Raw genomic sequence first — 18,114 nt, 5'->3', positions numbered from 1 at the left:
AACCGGCGGGCACGCCGGCCACAGACCCCGCCTGCTCCGCACCGACCGCGGCACCGGCCGACCACCCCGGCGGGCGCCGGCAGCGCCGGTCCCCGCACGGGAACGGACGGCACGCAGGTCAGGCAAGATGAGTAGGTACCTGAGACACCTGAAGGAGAACTCCGTTGATCCGCACGCATGACGCCGGCGCCCTACGCGCCGAGCATGCAGACGCGACCGTCGTCCTTGCCGGGTGGGTCGCCCGCCGGCGCGACCACGGCGGCGTCGTCTTCCTCGACCTCCGCGAAGCCTCGGGCGTCGTCCAGGTGGTCGTCCGCGAGGACGACCTCGCCCACGACCTGCGCGCCGAGTACTGCATCAAGGTCACCGGCCGGGTCCGGGTGCGCCCCGACGGCAACGAGAACCCCGACATCGCCACCGGCGCGGTCGAGGTCGTCGCCGACGAGATCGAGGTCCTCAGCGAGTCCGCCCCGCTGCCCTTCCCGCTCGACGGCTCCCAGGATGTCTCCGAGGAGGCGCGCCTGCGCTACCGCTACCTGGACATGCGGCGGCCGGAGACGGCCTCGGCGCTGCGGGTGCGCTCGCACGCGGGCTACGTCGTGCACGACGTTATGCGCGACCACGGGTTCGTGAACGTCGAGACCCCCTACCTGACCCGTTCGACCCCCGAGGGCGCGCGCGACTTCCTCGTGCCGGTGCGCCTGCAGCCCGGTCACTGGTACGCGCTGCCGCAGTCGCCGCAGCTGTTCAAGCAGCTGCTGATGGTCGGCGGTATGGAGCGCTATTACCAGATCGCCCGGTGCTTTCGCGACGAGGATTTCCGGGCCGACCGCCAGCCGGAGTTCACCCAGATCGACCTGGAGATGAGCTTTGTCGACCAGGACGACGTCATCGGCGTCGCCGAGGACCTCGTCGTGCGCCTGTGGCGCGAGGTGCTGGGCTACGACGTCCCGACCCCGCTTCCGCGCATGCCCTTCTTCGAGGCGATGGCGCGCTTCGGCTCCGACAAGCCCGACCTGCGCTTCGGTCAGGAGCTGACGGAGCTCACCGCGTTCTTCGCCGACACGTCGTTCCGCGTGTTCCAGGCGCCCTACGTCGGCGCGGTGGTGATGCCGGGCGGCGCCTCGCAGACTCGCAAGGAGCTGGACGGCTGGCAGGACTGGGCCAAGGCCCGCGGCGCCAAGGGCCTGGCCTACGTGCTGATCCAGGAGGACGGGACGCTGGGCGGGCCGGTCGCCAAGAACCTCTCCGAGCAGGAGCGCGCCGGCCTGGCCGCGGCCGCGGGCGCGGGTCCGGGCGACGCCGTGTTCTTCGCCGCCGGCGCGCGGCGGCCGTCCCAGGAGCTGCTGGGCGCGGCCCGGTTGGAGATCGGCAACCGGCTGGGCCTGGTCGACACGTCGCAGTGGTCGTTCCTGTGGGTTGTGGACGCGCCCATGTTCGAGGAGGAAGGCGAGGGCGGCTGGACTCCGGTGCACCACCCCTTCACCGCGCCGAAGCCGGAGTGGGCGGACTCCTTCGACCAGGACCCGGCCGGCGCCCTGGCCTACGCCTACGACATGGTCTGCAACGGCAGCGAGATCGGCGGCGGGTCGATCCGTATCCACCGCGGCGAGATGCAGCAGCGCGTGTTCGAGGCGCTGGGTATCAGTAAGGAATCGGCCGAGTCGAAGTTCGGATTCCTGTTGGACGCCTTCCAGTTCGGCCCGCCGCCGCACGGCGGCATCGCCTTCGGCTGGGACCGGATCATCGCGCACCTGACCAGCGCGGAGTCGATCCGCGAGGTCATCGCCTTCCCCAAGACCGCCTCCGGCGGCGACCCGCTCACCGGGGCGCCAACCCGGATCACGCCCGACCAGCGGGAAGAGGCGGGCGTCGACTTCGTCCCCGAGGATGACGGGGCCTGACCGGCGCCCGACCGCGAACAGCCGCCCGGGGAACCCCCGCGTCCCCGGGCGCTTCGCCTCGGGGCCGGGTACGGTTCCGCCGTGCGCATCCGGCTCCGCTCCGCCGGTCCCGCCGGCCGGCCGCGCGGTCGTTCCTGCGTCTTGGTGCCGGGTGGGGCCCTGCGGCGGGAGAGAGTTCGTTCGAGCGGGGCGCGCAGGGCTACCCGGGGGTGTGCGGGGTGCGCTATGGTGCGCGGCGGCGGGCTACTTCTTCGCGGCGCCGCAGCGCTGGCAGCAGATGTCCTCGCTGTCGGGGTTGCTGTAGGTGCAGAGGCGGCAGGTCCAGTTGCGGACGATGATCGCGTTCCCGAGGGCGGGTCCCGTTCGTGTAGTTGGTTCACACATGACCGAATTTTAGGCCGGTCTTTCCTCGCGCTCCCGTGACGCGATGCGCGGCGCGATCAGTGGTTTAGGCTGTACGCGGCCTTTGCGCAGATATGCGGCGATGGTCACGCGCGCGTAACGATTCCCCGAATGTCACGGGGTGGAACCGTGTGATTCGTTGGTATTCCTGGTGCTCGGGTTGTTTTTTGTATTCCTGTGTGCCGAATGGTGTGCGGTTTCGCAGGGAGTAAAGGGGCTGCGGGGCACGCCTCGGACAAGCCATCCTTCACCTGCACGGACAGGCGGTGATCTGGCTAGACTGAGCCGAATCGGATGTCCCCGGGAGGAGCGCGCAATTGCGCGAAAAGGACGTCTGTGACGATACAGGGATGATCTATTCGTGAACGGTGCAACCGGCTCTACCGACGGCTTCGCCGGTGCTTCGGCGATACCCGGGGGTGAACAGCTCCACCGGGCCGGCGCCGCTTTCGGCACGGCCCCGGCCGCCATGGTCGTGGCCGATCGCGCGGGCGGCGTCACGCTCGCGAACCACGCGTTCACCGAGTTCACCGGGCGGACGCAGGACGAGGTCCTCGGCCGCCCCTGGCCCGAGGTGTGCGACCGGGCCGACCCCGAGTCGGCGTGGAAGCTGCACCGGGCCGCACTCGGCGGCGCACCGGTCCACCAGCGCGCCCTGGTCTCGGCCGACTACGGCGGAGTGTCCCACCGCATCGTCGCCGAGGCCCGCGCGCTGCCCGGGACCGGGACCGAGGGCAAGCCCGACGGCGTCGTCGTCGTCTTCCGTGAACCGCTGCGCGAGGAGGAGACCCTCCGCGTCATCAGCGAACTGCGCACCGAGAACGCCGACACCGCCCTGTGGACGCTCGACCTGCGCAGCGGCCGCCTGCAGGAGCTGTTCGGCCCCTCGCCGCTGGGCCGGCTGCTCGCGGGCGACGCCCGCGGGCTGGACGAGCTTCTGGCCCGCGTCCACCGCGACGACATCGCCCGCGTCCGCGACGCCATCGAGGCCTCTCACCAGGGACGCGACTACGAGCAGCGCTTCCGCATGTTCGACCACGTCGGCGACGAGCGCTCACTGCACGCCCGCGCCCGCTACATCCCCGGCGACCACCCCCGCCTCGTCGGCACCATCGACGACGTCACCGAGCACGTCCAGCTCATCCGCCGCCTGGCCGACCGCCGCCGCATCGAGGCCGCCCAGGGGCGCCAGGTCACCGACCTCGCCGCAAAGCTGGTCTCGGCGACCACCGTCGAAGAGGTCACCGGCCTGCTCACCGACGAGTTCGCGCCGATCTTCGGCGGAGCGGGCGCCGCGGTCATGCTCGTCGAGGAGGGCAGCCTGCGCCCGTCGCCCGCCCCGCCGGAGGAGGACGCGGGCCACATGGGCCTGGCCGAGGAGCACGACGCCTCCGACATCGCCCACCCCGTCGGCGCCGTCGTCTCCGACCGCCAGCCCCGCTTCTTCGAGAGCCGCGCCGAGATCCTGGAGCGCTTCCCCGGAGTCGCCGAGTTCCTGCACCGCACCAGCGCCCAGTCGTGGGCGACCATCCCCATCTTCGGGGACCGCCGTGTGGCACTGGGCGTGTGGCAGGTCTCCTGGGGCGAGCCCCACCACGCCACCCCCGACGAGCGCGCCCTGATGCTCACCCTGGCCGGCCTGGCCGGCCAGGCCCTGCAGCGCGTGCGCCGCCAGCAGGAGGAGCTCCAGCTCGCCGACGCCATCCAGCGCCGCATGCTGCCGCCCCAGATCGCCCGGTTCGACGAGCTCAGCATCGCCGTGCGCTACCTGCCCGCCCGCGCCGGGTGGCGGGTGTGCGGCGACTTCTACGACGTCATCCGCCTGCCCGGGCGCCGCGTCGGCCTGGTCGTGGGCGACGTCCAGGGCCACGGTGTCGAGGCCGCGGCCGCCATGGGCCAAATCCGCGTCGCCTTCCGCGCCTACGCCAGCAACCAGGTCGATCCGGGCGCCGTGGTCGCCGAGACCAACCGACTGCTCTCCGAGACCGGCGAGATCGTCTTCGCCACCTGCGGCTACCTCGTGCTCGACCTCGACAACGGCGAGATGCAGGCTGCCTGGGCCGGCCAGCCGCCCGCCGTCATCGCCACCGCCGACTCCTACGACCTGTGGGAGCCCGAGACCGGCCCGCCGGTGGGCGTCGACTCCGACAGCAAGTACCCGGTGACCACCCGCCGGCTGCGGGCCGGCGACACGCTGCTTATGTGCTCCGACGGGCTCGTGGAGAGCTCGGGGATGCCCATGGACGAGGGGCTGCGCATCGTCGGCGAGAACCTGCGCGGCCGCGCCGAGGACGTCGAAGGCGCCGCGGCCTCCCTCATCGGCCTCACCCCGGCCGGGCGCGGCGACGACATCGCCCTGCTCATCGTGCGGATGAACGGCGGCGGCTGAGCACGTCGCCCCGTTCGCGCGCCGTGCGGCCGCCCGGGGCGCTCGCTTAGGCTGGGAGGCGTGTCCGAAACACTGTTCGACGACGCCGGCGCCGAAGCCCAGCGCGGCCAGGAACCGCTCGCCGTGCGCATGCGCCCGCGCACCCTGGACGAGGTCGCCGGCCAGGCCCACCTGCTGGGCGAGGGCAGCCCGCTGCGCCGCCTGGTCGAGGACGACGCGCCGATGTCGCTCTTCTTGTGGGGCCCGCCCGGAACCGGCAAGACCACCCTGGCCACCGTGGTCAGCCGGGTCACTCAGCGGCGGTTCGTGGAGCTCTCGGCCGTCAGCGCCGGGGTCAAGGACGTGCGCGCCGTCATCGACGACGCCCGCCGCCAGATGGGCATGCGCGGAACCCGCACGCTGCTGTTCGTCGACGAGGTCCACCGCTTCAGCAAGACCCAGCAGGACGCCCTGCTGCCCGCCGTGGAGAACCGCTGGGTCAGCTTCATCGGCGCCACCACCGAGAACCCGTTCTTCTCCGTGATCAGCCCGCTGCTCTCGCGTTCGCTGCTGCTGAGCCTGGAGTCGCTGACCGACGACGAGGTGCGCGGCGTCGTCGACGCCGCGCTGCGGGACGAGCGCGGGCTGGGCGGCCGCTACACGCTGGCAGGCGACGCCGCCGACCACCTCGTGCGCCTCGCCGGCGGCGACGCGCGCCGCTCGCTGACCTACCTGGAGGCCGCCGCGCTGGTCGCCGGCGGCCGCACCGAGATCGGCTCCGCCGACATCGAGCGCGCCGTCGACCGCCACGCCGTGCGTTACGACCGCACCGGCGACCAGCACTACGACGTCATCAGCGCCTTCATCAAAAGCATGCGCGGCAGCGACCCCGACGCCGCCCTGCACTACCTGGCCCGGATGATCGAGGCGGGCGAGGACCCCCGCTTCATCGCCCGCCGCATCGTGGTGCACGCCAGCGAGGACGTGGGCATGGCCGACCCCACGGCGCTGCAGGCCGCGGTCGCCGCCGCCCAAGCGGTCGAGCTCATCGGGCTGCCCGAGGCGCGGATCAACCTCGCCCAGGCGGTGGTGCACATCGCCCTGGCGCCCAAGTCCAACGCCGTGATCAGCGCGATCGACACCGCGATGGCCGACGTGCGCCAAGGGCGCGCCGGCCCCGTGCCCGCGCATCTGCGCGACGCCCACTACAAGGGCGCCCGCGAGCTCGGCCACGGCGTCGGCTACACGTCCGCCCACGACCATCCCGGAGGGGTGGCGGCCCAGCAGTACGCACCCGACGCGCTGGTGGGCCGCGAGTACTACACCCCCACCACTCACGGCGCCGAGCGCCGGTTCGGCGAGGTCCTAAAGCGCATCAGGGGCGTCCTGCGCGGCGAGCCCGGCGAGCCCGGCGAGCGCTGAGACCGGCCGCCGCGGTCAGTCCGGCGGTGTGGGATAGACCTCGACGATGCGGGTGAGCTCGCGCGGGCGGTCGCCGCCCTCGTCCTCGGGTCCGGCGAACTCCACCTCCGCGATCACCGGCTGACCCCAGGCGAGGTAGTCGATGAAGTCCTGGCCCTCCATCGGGAACGTACCGCGGTCGTCCTCGACGTAGCCCGGCCCGGGAACGCAGAACCGGGCGCAGAGCACCTCGGTCTCCTCGGTGATGAGCGCCTTCCGCTCGGCGTCCTCGCCCACCGGCTGCCACTGCTCGCTCCAGGCGTCCGGCGCCAGCGTGGCCGCGGGCGTGGCCGGCGCCGAAGGGCGGCGCTCCACTTGCGTATACACCCACGGCCCGTCGGCCGGGTTCTCCTGCTCGGCCGGATCGAACCGCACGATCGTCGGGCCCTCCGGGCCGCCGGCGGAGGCCGAGGGCGAAGGAGAGGGAGACGCCGTGGGCGCGGCCGGTCCGGGCAGGAGCCCGTTCGCCGCGGCGTAGGCCGCGAGCCCTCCGCCGCCGATCAGCGCCAGCGCCACCACCGAGCCGCCGGCGATCAGCAGGCCGCGCCCGGCGGTGCGGCCGCGGCCGGTGCCCAGCCGCACCAGCCGCGGCAGTCGGTCCGGCTCCACGACGCCCCGCCACTCCCGCGAGAGGACCTGGGTGACCGCCGTGCCCTGCACCGGTGCCGCGTCGGAGCCGCTGATGGCCTCCCACGCGGCGATGGTCGACCCCAGCACCTCGCGCACTGTGGGCCGGTCGCGGGGGTCCTCGGAGAGCGCGCGGCGCACGATCGGGCGCATCTCCGCCGGTACGCCCTCCAGCCACGGGCTCGCCGACGCGGGGGCGCCCTCCTCCGCGACCGGGGGCCTGCCCGTCGCCGCGAACACGGCGATCGCCGCCCAGGAGAAGATGTCGGCGGGCGAGGAGGGCTCGCCGCCCTCCAGCCGCTCGGGAGCGGTCCACGGGGCGGCGTTGCGGCGCAGCAGCTCGCCCTCGCCCGGCAGGGCGCAGTCCAGCACGCGCGGGCCGCGCCCGCTCAGCAGCACGTTGTCGGGCGTGAGGTCGCCGTGGGCGACCTGCTTGCTGTGCAGCGCCGAGAGGACCTCGCCGACAGCCGCTGCCAGCGCGATGAGCCGGCCCCGGCCCAGCGGCCCGTGGTCGTCCACGAAGCCGTCCAGCGGCAGGCCCGCGACATAGGGCATGACCAGCCACGGTTGCCGGGCCTGGACGTCGAACGCGACCGGCGGGACGTAGGTGCGCCCGTCCACGTCCGCCAGCGCCGCGAGGCGCGCCCGCAGGCGCGCGCGGTCCTCCGGCTCCTCGGCCGACCAGGGGTGCAGCACCTTCACGGCCATCAGGTCGCCGCTCGCCTCGTTGGCGTCGATCGCGGCGAAGACCGTTCCGGTGCCGCCGGCGCCGAGGCGGCCGATGAGCACATAGGGTCCGACCGAATCCGGGTCTCCGGGTGCGAGAGGGTCGAGATGCGGCGGTACCAGAACGGTGATCTCGCGCTCGGAAGGGCGGCTCATGGGCATCCTGTCTGCACGGGGGGTCAGGCCATCTCGCGCCGTCGGGCGGGCGTGGCGGGAATCGATGCCCTGATTCTGCGACATATGCGGAATTTCGTCGACGCCGGGACGTCCGACGCGCACGCGCGCGTCGGACGCCACACACCGGCCGCACGCGGGCACACCGGCGCCGAACGCGGTAGGGTCGGCGTATTCGGATCTCCGCATTCCGTCGGCCCGGTGCCAACCGGAGGCGCCGATGCGGCCTCCGCCGCCGCGGCGGAGCGGGCAGACCCCCAATGCCGCCGATGGAGATTCCGCCACCCCGATTTCCCACGGAGTCCCGCATGCTGACCGCAGGAGACGTAGCAGCGCTCATCGCGGCGGTGGTCTGGACGGTGCTGGTCGCGTTCATGTGCGTGGCCCTCGTCAAGCTCACCCGTCTGCTGTCGGAGACCACCAAGGTCGTCGCGGAGCTCGGCGAGCGCGCCCGGCCCATGCTCGACGACGTCGCCGGCACCGTCGAACGCACGGGGGCGTCCCTCGACCGGGTCGAGGAGATCACCGCCAACGTGGCCACCGCCACCGAGGACGTCTCGACCGTGACCGCGCTGACCCGTTCGGTGGTCGCCGGCCCGCTGGTGAAAGCGGCGTCGTTCTCCTACGGGGTGCGGCGGGTGCTCGGCCAGCGCCGGGCCCTGGCGCTGGTGCGCGGCCGACGCAGGAGGGAGCGCCGATGATCCGCCGCCTGCTTTATCTTGTCGCAGGTGCCGCGCTCGGCGGGTATGTTGTGCACAAGCTCAACCGCACGGCCCGTGCGTGGAGCCCGGCGGGAATCGCCGGCCGCGTCGAGGACCAGGTCGCCGACTACCGCGCCGCCCTCCGCGAGTTCAACGAGGACGTCCACGACGCCGTGCGGCAGCGCGAGGCCGAGCTGCAGAGCCGCTACGACAGCGAACGCGGACGTCCTGCGCTGCCCGGCGCCCCTCCGGGCCGATCCACCCGACCCAGCGGCGCAATCGACGCCCCCGACATGAAGGACGGCACCTGATGGAGACGGCAGAGATCGCCCGCCGCTTCCTCTCTTTCTTCGAGGAGAACGGACACACCGCGGTGCCGTCGGCCAGCCTGGTCGCCGACGACCCCACGCTGCTGTTCGTCGCGGCAGGAATGGTGCCGTTCAAGCCGTACTTCCTCGGCCAGCGCACGGCGCCCTACGACCGCGCGGCCAGCGTGCAGAAGTGCATCCGCACCATCGACATCGAAGAGGTCGGCAAGACCTCGCGGCACGCGACCTTCTTCCAGATGCTCGGCAACTTCTCCTTCGGCGACTACTTCAAGGAGAAGGCCATCCCGCTGGCCTGGGAGCTGATGACCAAGCCCGTCGCCGACGGCGGCTTCGGCATCGACCCCGACCGGCTCTGGGTGACCGTTTACCTCGACGACGACGAGGCCGAGACGATCTGGCGCGAGAAGGTCGGCGTGGCCCCCGAGCGCATCCAGCGCTTCGGCGTCGAGGAGAACTACTGGTCCATGGGCGTTCCCGGCCCCTGCGGACCGTGCTCGGAGATCTTCTACGACCGCGGCCCCGAATACGGCGCCGAAGGCGGCCCGGCCGCCGACGAGGACCGCTACGTCGAGGTCTGGAACCTCGTCTTCATGCAGTACGAGCGCGGCGAGGGCGGCGCCAAGAAGGACTTCCCGATCCTCGGCGACCTGCCCCGCAAGAACATCGACACCGGCATGGGCCTGGAGCGCCTGGCCACCGTGCTGCAGGGCGTCGACAACATCTACGAGACCGACACCCTCGGCCGCATCCTGCACGACGCCTCGGAGCGCACCGGCGTGGCCTACGGCGCCGACGAGCGCTCCGACGTCATGCTGCGCGTCGTCGCCGACCACGTCCGCAGCGCCACCATGCTCGTCTCCGACGGCGTCCGGCCCGGCAACGAGAAGGCCGGCTACGTCCTGCGCCGCATCCTGCGCCGGTCGATCCGCAACCTGCGCCTGCTCTCCGGCACCGACGCCTCCTACCTGCACGGCCTGACCGAGACCTGCATCGCCGCCATGGAGGGCATCTACCCGGAGCTGCGCGCGAACGCCGAGCGCATCCACGAGGTCATCGAGACCGAGGAGAAGAACTTCTCGGACACGCTGCGGTCGGGCACGGCGCTGTTCGCCCGCGCCGCCGAGCGCACGCGCGGCGGCGGCTCCACGGAGATCTCCGGCGCCGACGCGTTCCAGCTGCACGACACCTACGGCTTCCCCATCGACCTCACCCTGGAGATGGCCGCCGAGCAGGGCCTGGGCGTCGACGAGGAGACCTTCCGAACGCTCATGGCCGAGCAGCGCGAGACCGCCAAGCGCGACGCCAAGGCGAAGAAGCTCGGCAACGCCGACGTCAGCGTCTACGGCCGGCTGCTGGAGAACGCCGGCGCGACCGACTTCCTCGGCTACACCGACCACGAGGCCGAGTCCCGCGTGCTGGGCCTGATCGTGGACGGCGAGTCTGTGGGCGCCGCCTCGGCCGGCGACGCGGTCGAGCTCGTACTGGACCGCACCCCCTTCTACGCCGAGAGCGGCGGCCAGCTCGCCGACAAGGGCACCGTCTCCGCGCCCGGCCGCGGGACCGTCGACGTCGAGGACGTGCAAAAGCCCGTCCCCGGCCTGTTCGTGCACCGCGGTACCGTGCGCGAGGGCACCGTCGCGCTGGACGACCGGGTCGAGGCCGCGATCGACACCGGCCGCCGCGGCTCGGTCTCCCGGTCGCACTCGGCCACGCACCTGATCCACTCCGCGCTGCGCAACGCCCTGGGCCCCTCTGCCGGGCAGGCCGGCTCGGAGAACCAGCCGGGCCGGCTGCGCTTCGACTTCACCGCGAGCAAGCCGCTGGGCACAGCGGAGCTCAGCGAGGTCGAGGACGAGGTCAACACGGTCCTGGCCGGCGATATCCAGGTGCGCGACTTCACGACCTCGCTGGACGAGGCGCTGTCCATGGGCGCGCTGGCGATGTTCGGCGAGAAGTACGGCGACCGCGTCCGCGTGGTCGAGATGAGCGACTACTCCCGCGAGCTGTGCGGCGGCACCCACGTTGGCGCCACCGGCCAGCTGGGCGTCGTCAAGCTGCTGGGGGAGTCCTCGGTCGGCTCGGGCGTGCGCCGCGTCGAGGCCGCCGTCGGCATCGACGCGTTCCGCCGCCTCTCCAGGGAGTCACTGCTGGTCGGACAGCTCTCCGAGCAGCTCAAGACCCCGCGCGAGGAGCTGCCCGAGCGCATCGACTCCATCGTCACCCGGCTGCGCGGCGCCGAGAGGGAGATCGAGCGCCTGCGCGCCGCCCAGGTGCTCCAGCAGGCGGGCGAGCTGGCCGAGAGCGCCCGCCCGCACGGCGACACGCTGCTGGTCGCCCACCGCGCACCCGACGGCACCACCGCCGACGACCTCCGCCGGCTGGCCTCCGACGTGCGCCAGCGCCTGGGCGAGGACCGCCCGGCCGTCGTCGCCCTCGCCGCCGTCCCCGAGGACCGCCCGGTCGTCGTGGTCGCGGTGAACAAGCGCGGCCAGGAGAGCGGCATCAAGGCCGGCGACCTGGTCGGCCCGGCCGCCCGCGCCCTCGGCGGCGGAGGCGGCGGCAAGCCCGACCTGGCGCAGGGAGGCGGAAGCGACCCCTCCGCCGTCGACGACGCCCTGCGCGCCGTCGAGAATCGGGTCGCCGAAACCTCCTGACCCGCCCCCACGGGCAGAAAGGACACCCCGAGTTGAGCAGGACCCTCCCCAGCGCGCCCCCGTGCGCACTGCCCTGTCCCCGCATGGGGGAGCCCGATTCTTGAGGCACGGCGTGCGTATCGCGGTGGATCCCGGTAGTACCAGGATCGGGGTCGCACTCAGCGATCCCAGCGGCATGCTCGCGACCCCCGTCGAGACCGTCCGCCGCGGAGACGGCGACCTCGACCGGATCGCCGAGCTCGTACTCGAACACGAGGCCCGAGAGGTCGTCGTCGGCTACCCCGCCTCGCTCTCCGGCGAGGCGGGGCCCTCCGCGCGGCGGGCGCGCTCGTTCGCCGAAGCGCTGGCGCGCAGGCTCGCGCCCGTGCCGGTGCGTCTGGTGGACGAGCGCATGACCACGGTCACCGCGCAGGAGCAGCTGCGCGCCGGCGCCTCCTACGGTCGGCGCGGCGCCCGCGGCGGCAAGGCGCGGCGCTCGGTCGTCGACCAGGCCGCGGCGGTCGTGCTGCTGCAGAGCGCCCTGGACGCCGAGCGCCAGACCGGGCACCCGCCCGGCGAGACCGTGGGGGGCGGCGCATGAACGACCGCACCCCCTACGACGACGGCGACCACGACCGGGGCCGGCGCGGCCGCCGTCGGGCACCGGGTCCCGACCCCCTCGACGACGGCCGCGGCGGGCCCCCCGCCGGCGGACCGCAGGGGCCCGACCCCTACGCCGACCCGCGCACCGATCCGTGGCGCTCGGCCCCGGCGCGGGCCGGGCGGGTCGCCGACCCGCTGACCGACCCCTGGCCGCGCGGGCCCGAGGCGCCCGGCGGTCCCGACTACGGCACCGACCGGCGCCCGCCCCGCTGGGAGGACGTGCAGGCCGCCCAACCCCGCGGCCGCCGGCACCGCGACCCGGCCGAGGCGGGACCGGCCACCGGGCCGCACTCCTCCGTGCCGCCCGACGACGGCGCACCGCACCGCCGCCGCTCCCGCTCCGCGGACGAGGCCGAGGAGCACCTGGCATGGAGCCGGCCCGAGCCCGGCGACTCCGACGACGACTTCCGGCCCGTGCCGCCGCGGACACTGGACTTCGACGCCGTGCCGGTGCGCCGCAAGCGACCGCGCGACGACGCCGCCCGCGACGAGGGGCGCGGCGGACGCCGCCGGCGCACGGGCGACACCGGGGCGTTCCCGGCCGTGCCCGAGCAGGGCCCCGCGGAGGCCGATGACGGCCGACCGGGCCGCCGTCGGCGCTCTCCGGAATCGGGCGCCTTCCCCGCGGTGGACGAGCCGGGCGAGGGTCCCGGCGACCCCTCCGGCGAGGAACCGCGCGGCGGCCGCAGGCGCCGGAGGGCCGACACCGGCGCGGCCGCGCCGGCGGACCCCGCCGAAGAGGAGGCGCCCGCGCCCCGCCGCGGCCGCTCCCGGCGCGAGTCCCCCGACCGCCCGAACGACACCCCGGCCGGCGGCGAGCACTTCGGGGCGCCCTCCGGTCCGGCGCACGACGACGGGGCCGAGGAGGCCGCACCCCGCGGGCCCCGGCGCCGCCGGGCGCGGGAGGCTCCGCCGGAGGAGCCCGGCGGCCGCAGGCGGCGCAGGGGCGCCCCCGCGGACGAGCCGCCCGAACCCTCCGACGGCGAGGACGGCGACCCCGGACGCCGCCCGAGGCGCGGAGCCCGGGCCGACGGGGGGCGCGGCCGCACGCGGCGCCCGGGCAAGCAGCGCAAGCGCCGTTCCCGGAAAGGTCCGGTGATCCTGCTCTGCGTCGTCCTGGTCGCCGTGCTGGGCGCGGGCGGCTACGTCGGCCGCGCGTACGTGTTCCCGCCCGACTACGAGGGCAAGGGCAGCGGCTCCGTCCGGATCGAGGTCGCCGAGGGCTCCTCGGGCAGCGCCATCGCCCAGAACCTGGCCGACCAGGGCGTTGTGGCCAGCTCCCAGGCGTTCCTCAACGCGCTGAACGCCGCCGAGGGCAGTGTCGCGCCCGGCACCTACCGCCTCCGCGAGCGGATGAGCGGCGAGGCCGCGGTGGCCATGCTGACGGACCCCTCCACCCGCATCCGGGCCCACATCACCTTCAAGGAGGGCCTGCGCTCGGAGGAGATCCTCACCCTGATCTCCAAGAAGACCGACATCCCGATGAAGGAGTTGCGCTCGGCCTTCGCGGACGGGGACAAGCTGGGCCTGCCCGACTACGCCGAGCAGGGGGCCGAGGGCTACCTGTTCCCGGACACCTACCACATGCCCGCAGACAGCGACGCCTCCGCGCTGCTCAAGCGCATGGTCGACCGCTTCCACACGGTGGCGGGCGAGGTGGAGCTGGAGAAGAGGGCGGAGGCGCTCAACCTGACGCCCAACGAGGCCATGTCGGTGGCGGCCATCGTCCAGGCGGAGTCGGGCTCGGCCGAGGACATGCCCAAGGTCGCGCGCGTCGTCTACAACCGGCTGCAGCAGGGCATGGAGCTGGGCATGGACAGCACCTGCTTCTACGTCCTGGACGAGTACGGGATCGCGCTCACCAGCGCGCAGGTCGCGGAGTGCGAGAGCAGTGGCAGCGAGTACGCCACCTACGGCCGCAAGGGCCTGCCGAAGGGCCCCATCGTCAGCCCCGGCGAGGACGCCATCAAGGCCGCGCTGAACCCGGCCGAGGGCGACTGGCGCTACTTCGTTGCCACCGATCCGGAGAACGGCGTGACCGAGTTCGCCGAGACCTACGACGAGTTCCTGCAGCTCAAGCAGGAGTTCCAGCAGAACCGGGGTGACGCGTGATGCGGGCGGCGGTACTGGGCTCGCCGGTGGGCCACTCCCTGTCGCCGGTGCTGCACACGGCCGCCTACAGCGCGCTGGGCCTGGCCGGGGAGTGGTCCTACGAGAGCCGCGAGTGCGCGGAGGCGGAGCTGGCCGGCTTCCTCCAGGGAAGCGACGACAGCTGGGCCGGGCTCAGCCTGACGATGCCGCTCAAGCGCGAGGCGCTGCGGCTCGCCGACGAAGCCGAGCGCGTCGCCCGCGAGGTCGGCGGCGCCAACACCCTCGTCCTGGGCGGCGGGCGGCGCAGCGCCTACAACACCGACGTCCACGGGATCGCCGCGGCGCTGCGTGAAGCGGGAGTGGAGCGGGTGTCCTCGGCCGCGGTGCTGGGCGGCGGCGCGACCGCCGCCTCGGCGGTGGCCGCGCTGCGCGACCTCGGCGCGGACGCCGACGGCGGGATCGCCCTGCTCGCACGCGAGCCCGCGCGGGCCGCGGGCACAGTCGAGGCGGCCGAGCGCATGGGCGTGCGGCCGGCGGTCGCGCCGCTGGCCCGGATCGACGGCTTCCTCGGTGTGGACGTGGTCGTCTCCACGCTGCCCAGCGGGGCCGGCGACGCCTACGCCGGGGCGGTCGCCGGGTGCGGCGCGGCCGTGTTCGACGTCGTCTACAGTCCGTGGCCCACGGCGCTGGCCGCGGCCGCGCAGGAGGCCGGGCGCACCGTCGTCGGCGGCTTCGCGATGCTGCTGCACCAGGCGGCGCGCCAGGTGGAGCTGATGACCGGCGCCGAGTCGGCCCCGGTCGAGGCGATGCGCACCGCGGGTCTGGCCGAGCTGGACCGCCGCAACGGCTGAGGCGCCGGGCGGGCGCCTGCACCATGCCGATGGCGCGCGGCGCCGCTTCTCGGGGTGGTGGCGGGTGACGGGTGGGCATGTGGCGCGCGGCGCCGCTTCTCGGGGTGGTGGCGGGTGACGGGTGGGCATGTGGCGCGCGGCGCCGCTTCTCGGGGTGGTGGCGGGTGACGGGTGGGCATGTGGCGCGCGGCGCCGCTTCTCGGGGTGGTGGCGGGTGACGGGTGGGCATGTGGCGCGCAGCGTCGCATCTCGGGGTGGTGGCGGGTGACGGGCGGGAATAGCCGCACACGCCGCGGATGTTGAACGCAGCAGTCGAGTGCAGACTGCAGGTGTCACCCGGCGCTCGTGGCCGAGCGCAGCGGAACTGCTGGTATGATTGTGGCCTGACCTGATCCGGTGCCCATCGCACCGGACACACGTAAGCGGAGGCGGATCCTCCCACCCGTCGGGGCACACCCGTCCGGGTCCCGGTCGGCGGCGCACTGGGTGCGCCGTTCGGCGCCGCCGGTTTCGGCGGCGGCGCGTCGCGGCGACGGTCGAACCGCTCGCCGGCGGACGCGCTTCGGTGGATCACCCCGCTTGCACACCGCCGGCGGGGTTTTCGCTTTTCGGTTCCGTTCAGGGCCGGGTGACCCCCCACAAGATTCACGACAATGCTAGGGAGGGGTCCCATCAGCGCTGAGCCCCGCATCAATGACCGCATCAGGGTGGCCGAGGTCCGACTCGTCGGTCCGAACGGCGAACAGGTCGGCATCGTGCCGGTCCAGGACGCGTTGCGCCTCGCCGAAGAAGCCCAGCTCGACCTCGTCGAGGTAGCGCCCACGGCCCGCCCGCCGGTCGCGAAGCTGATGGACTACGGCAAGTACAAGTACGAGTCCGCGGTCAAGGCGCGCGAGTCGCGCAAGAACCAGTCGAACACGATCATCAAGGAGATCAAGCTCCGTCCGAAGATCGACCCGCACGACTACGAGACCAAGAAGGGTCACGTCGAGCGGTTCCTCAAGGGCGGGGACAAGGTCAAGGTGACGATCATGTTCCGCGGCCGCGAGCAGTCGCGGCCGGAGCTGGGGCGCCGGCTCCTTGCGCGGCTGGCCGACGACGTCGCGGATCTCGGGGCGGTCGAGTCGCAGCCCAAGCAGGACGGCCGCAATATGGTCATGGTGCTCGGACCGCACAAGCGCCGCTCCGAGCACAAGGCCGAAGCGCGCGCCGGCGCCGCCAAGCCGCGGCGCGAGCAGCGCCAGGAGGAGCAGGCCGGCCAGGGGACCTGAGCCCCGGCGGACCAGGCCGGGCGCACAGCGCCCCGGTACGTTGATGCAGCGCGGTGTGCCGCCGCCGAACCCGCGGGGGAGAGGCGGGGGCGCACCGCGGTGTGCGGAACGCCGTGCGCACCCGTGCCGCCAAAGGACCGGCGGCACGGGTGGGTACCGAGAACTGAGTAGGAGACGACGGCGACTATGCCGAAGAACAAATCCCACAGCGGAGCCGCCAAGCGCTTCCGGGTGACCGGCTCGGGCAAGATCATGCGCCGCCGTGCCAACAAGAACCACCTGCTCGAGCACAAGCCGAGCAAGCGCACCCGCCGCATCAGCGGCGAGATCGAGCTCGCCCCCGCCGACACGAAGAAGATCAAGAAGCTGCTCGGCTAGCGGCTGAGTTCCATTCCGTCCGATCCGCCCGGCCGGATCCGTCCGGCGGGGGCACCGCGCGCCCGCGCCGACCGGGGCCGCGCGGCGGATACCGACGCCAACCCATTAGGGAGTCACTGTGGCACGCGTGAAGCGGGCTCTCAACGCCAAGAAGAAGCGCCGGGTCGTTCTCGAGCGGGCCAGCGGCTACCGCGGGCAGCGTTCGCGCCTGTACCGCAAGGCCAAGGAGCAGATGCTCCACTCGATGACCTACTCCTACCGCGACCGCAAGGATCGCAAGGGGCAGTTCCGCAAGCTGTGGATCCAGCGCATCAACGCCGGCGCCCGCGCCAACGGCCTCACCTACAACCGGTTCATGCAGGGTCTCAAGCTCGCCGGCATCGAGGTCGACCGCCGCATGCTCGCCGAGATGGCCGTGAACGACGAAGCGGCCTTCGTCTCCCTCGTCGAGACCGCGAAGAGCGCGCTGCCCGGCGACGTGCAGCAGAAGACCGCGGCCTGACCGGGCCCACAGCACGACGCGATGGCGAGCCACGAGTTCACAAGCGCCAGGTCTCCCCGCATCAAGGGGGCTCGTCGGCTCGCCAAGCGCGCGTTCCGTCGCCGTGAGCGGCGGTTCCTGGCCGAAGGCCCGCAGGCGGTACGTGAGGCGCTGGCCGCGCCGGGGCGGGTGCACGAGCTGTTCGCCACCGCCGAGGCCGCGCAGCGCCACCCCGAGCTGATCGAGGCCGCCGACGCGCGCGGTGCCGCCGTCCACCGGGTCACCCTCGAGGTGATGACCGAGCTGGCGCAGACGGTGACCCCCCAGGGTCTGCTGGCGGTGTGCGACTTCGTCGACGTCCCGCTGAGCGGGATCGGCCCGGCCCGGCTGGTCGTCGTGCTCTCGCACGTGCGCGACCCCGGCAACGCCGGGACCGTGGTGCGCACCGCCGACGCCGCCGGCGCCGATGCGGTCGTGTTCACCGACGCCTCGGTCGACCCCTACAACGGCAAGTGCGTGCGCGCGTCGGCCGGCAGCCTGTTCCACCTGCCCGTCGTCGTGGACGTGCCGGCCGCCGACGTGCTGGGCCGCCTGCGCGGCGCCGGCTCCCGCGTGTTCGCGGCTGACGGCGGCGGTCGGCGCGACCTGCACGAAGCCGCCGACGCCGGCGAACTCGACGGCCCGGTGTGCTGGGTGTTCGGCAACGAGGCCTGGGGCCTGCCCGAGGAGACCGTCGGGCTCACCGACGGCGCGGTCGCGGTACCCATTTACGGCGCTGCAGAAAGCCTGAATCTGGCTACCGCCGCGGCGGTGTGCCTGTACACCACTGCGCGCCAGCAGCGCGCCAACCCCGCAGCTCCGGCCACCGCACAGCGTTATGCGGCAGAGGCGTAGCAACCCGCGACGCGGGTAGTCCGGTGTTTCGGGCCCAAGGCCCCTGGTGAGACGTCCCCGCGCCGGTGTTTCCGGCGTATGCCCAGGTTTTCCCGCGTTCGGCGGGTTGCCCGCATCCCCCTTGTTGCCGATACGCTCAAGCCCTCATCTACGGGTCGCC

15 protein-coding genes are annotated in these 18,114 nt (G+C 73.4%); 13 read left to right on the top strand and 2 right to left on the bottom strand.

Annotation, left to right across the window (positions count from 1 at the left end; all coding sequences use genetic code 11):
* Positions 1 to 164 precede the first annotated feature (164 nt).
* The gene (gene aspS / locus ABD284_RS18885) at positions 165 to 1,904 is read left to right on the top strand and encodes an aspartate--tRNA ligase (protein WP_344145271.1); all 1,740 of its coding nucleotides are present in this window, start codon (positions 165 to 167) and stop codon (positions 1,902 to 1,904) included.
* Between the two features lie 243 nt (positions 1,905 to 2,147).
* On the opposite strand, the gene ABD284_RS18880 is transcribed toward aspS, so the two are convergent.
* Complete coding sequence (locus ABD284_RS18880; protein WP_344145269.1) at positions 2,148 to 2,288, bottom strand: hypothetical protein; 141 nt, start codon at positions 2,286 to 2,288, stop codon at positions 2,148 to 2,150.
* A 379-nt stretch (positions 2,289 to 2,667) separates the two neighbouring features.
* On the opposite strand from ABD284_RS18880, the gene ABD284_RS18875 reads away from it, so the two are divergent.
* Together ABD284_RS18875 and ABD284_RS18870 are read left to right on the top strand one after the other, a co-directional pair.
* Entirely contained in the window at positions 2,668 to 4,695 is a 2,028-nt protein-coding gene (locus tag ABD284_RS18875; protein WP_344145267.1) for a SpoIIE family protein phosphatase, read from the top strand.
* Positions 4,696 to 4,755: 60 nt separating this feature from the next.
* Positions 4,756 to 6,096: a replication-associated recombination protein A gene (locus ABD284_RS18870; protein WP_344145265.1), complete on the top strand. Its 1,341-nt coding sequence runs from the start codon at positions 4,756 to 4,758 to the stop codon at positions 6,094 to 6,096.
* 15 nt (positions 6,097 to 6,111) lie between these two features.
* Here ABD284_RS18870 and ABD284_RS18865 read toward each other — a convergent pair whose 3' ends face one another.
* The gene (locus ABD284_RS18865; RefSeq protein WP_344145263.1) at positions 6,112 to 7,644 is read right to left on the bottom strand and encodes a serine/threonine protein kinase; all 1,533 of its coding nucleotides are present in this window, start codon (positions 7,642 to 7,644) and stop codon (positions 6,112 to 6,114) included.
* A 326-nt stretch (positions 7,645 to 7,970) separates the two neighbouring features.
* Here ABD284_RS18865 and ABD284_RS18860 point away from each other — a divergent pair, with 326 nt between their 5' ends.
* The 10 genes from ABD284_RS18860 to ABD284_RS18815 all read left to right on the top strand — a co-directional run bounded on the left by ABD284_RS18860 (position 7,971) and on the right by ABD284_RS18815 (position 17,954).
* The gene (locus ABD284_RS18860) at positions 7,971 to 8,363 is read left to right on the top strand and encodes a DUF948 domain-containing protein (protein WP_344145261.1); all 393 of its coding nucleotides are present in this window, start codon (positions 7,971 to 7,973) and stop codon (positions 8,361 to 8,363) included.
* Positions 8,360 to 8,674 carry a hypothetical protein gene (locus ABD284_RS18855; RefSeq protein ID WP_344145259.1) on the top strand — a complete coding sequence of 105 codons (315 nt, stop codon included), beginning with the start codon at positions 8,360 to 8,362 and terminating at the stop codon, positions 8,672 to 8,674. The genes ABD284_RS18860 and ABD284_RS18855 overlap by 4 nt, the downstream gene beginning before the upstream one ends.
* Positions 8,674 to 11,346, top strand: coding sequence for an alanine--tRNA ligase (gene alaS / locus ABD284_RS18850; RefSeq protein ID WP_344145257.1), 2,673 nt, complete (start codon positions 8,674 to 8,676; stop codon positions 11,344 to 11,346). Before ABD284_RS18855 ends, alaS begins: the two co-directional genes overlap by 1 nt.
* Before the next feature lie 100 nt (positions 11,347 to 11,446).
* Entirely contained in the window at positions 11,447 to 11,926 is a 480-nt protein-coding gene (gene ruvX / locus ABD284_RS18845) for a Holliday junction resolvase RuvX (RefSeq protein ID WP_344145255.1), read from the top strand.
* Positions 11,923 to 14,100: an endolytic transglycosylase MltG gene (mltG, locus tag ABD284_RS18840; protein WP_344145253.1), complete on the top strand. Its 2,178-nt coding sequence runs from the start codon at positions 11,923 to 11,925 to the stop codon at positions 14,098 to 14,100. Before ruvX ends, mltG begins: the two co-directional genes overlap by 4 nt.
* Positions 14,100 to 14,930: a shikimate dehydrogenase gene (locus ABD284_RS18835; RefSeq protein ID WP_344145251.1), complete on the top strand. Its 831-nt coding sequence runs from the start codon at positions 14,100 to 14,102 to the stop codon at positions 14,928 to 14,930. The genes mltG and ABD284_RS18835 overlap by 1 nt, the downstream gene beginning before the upstream one ends.
* Before the next feature lie 653 nt (positions 14,931 to 15,583).
* The gene (gene infC, locus ABD284_RS18830) at positions 15,584 to 16,201 is read left to right on the top strand and encodes a translation initiation factor IF-3 (protein ID WP_344145249.1); all 618 of its coding nucleotides are present in this window, start codon (positions 15,584 to 15,586) and stop codon (positions 16,199 to 16,201) included.
* Between the two features lie 186 nt (positions 16,202 to 16,387).
* A complete protein-coding gene (gene rpmI, locus ABD284_RS18825; RefSeq protein ID WP_344145247.1) occupies positions 16,388 to 16,579 on the top strand; it encodes a 50S ribosomal protein L35 in 192 nt (63 codons plus the stop codon).
* A gap of 118 nt (positions 16,580 to 16,697) precedes the next feature.
* Positions 16,698 to 17,081: a 50S ribosomal protein L20 gene (gene rplT, locus ABD284_RS18820; protein ID WP_344145245.1), complete on the top strand. Its 384-nt coding sequence runs from the start codon at positions 16,698 to 16,700 to the stop codon at positions 17,079 to 17,081.
* A gap of 21 nt (positions 17,082 to 17,102) precedes the next feature.
* Positions 17,103 to 17,954, top strand: coding sequence for a TrmH family RNA methyltransferase (locus ABD284_RS18815; RefSeq protein WP_344145243.1), 852 nt, complete (start codon positions 17,103 to 17,105; stop codon positions 17,952 to 17,954).
* Positions 17,955 to 18,114: the final 160 nt, after the last annotated feature.

The sequence above is a fragment of the Streptomonospora arabica genome (genome assembly GCF_039531585.1).
GTDB classification, from domain to species: Bacteria; Actinomycetota; Actinomycetes; order Streptosporangiales; family Streptosporangiaceae; genus Streptomonospora; species Streptomonospora halophila.
The sequence above is the reverse complement of the archived record's forward strand: the minus strand, read 5'-3'. Positions and strand labels throughout refer to the sequence as shown.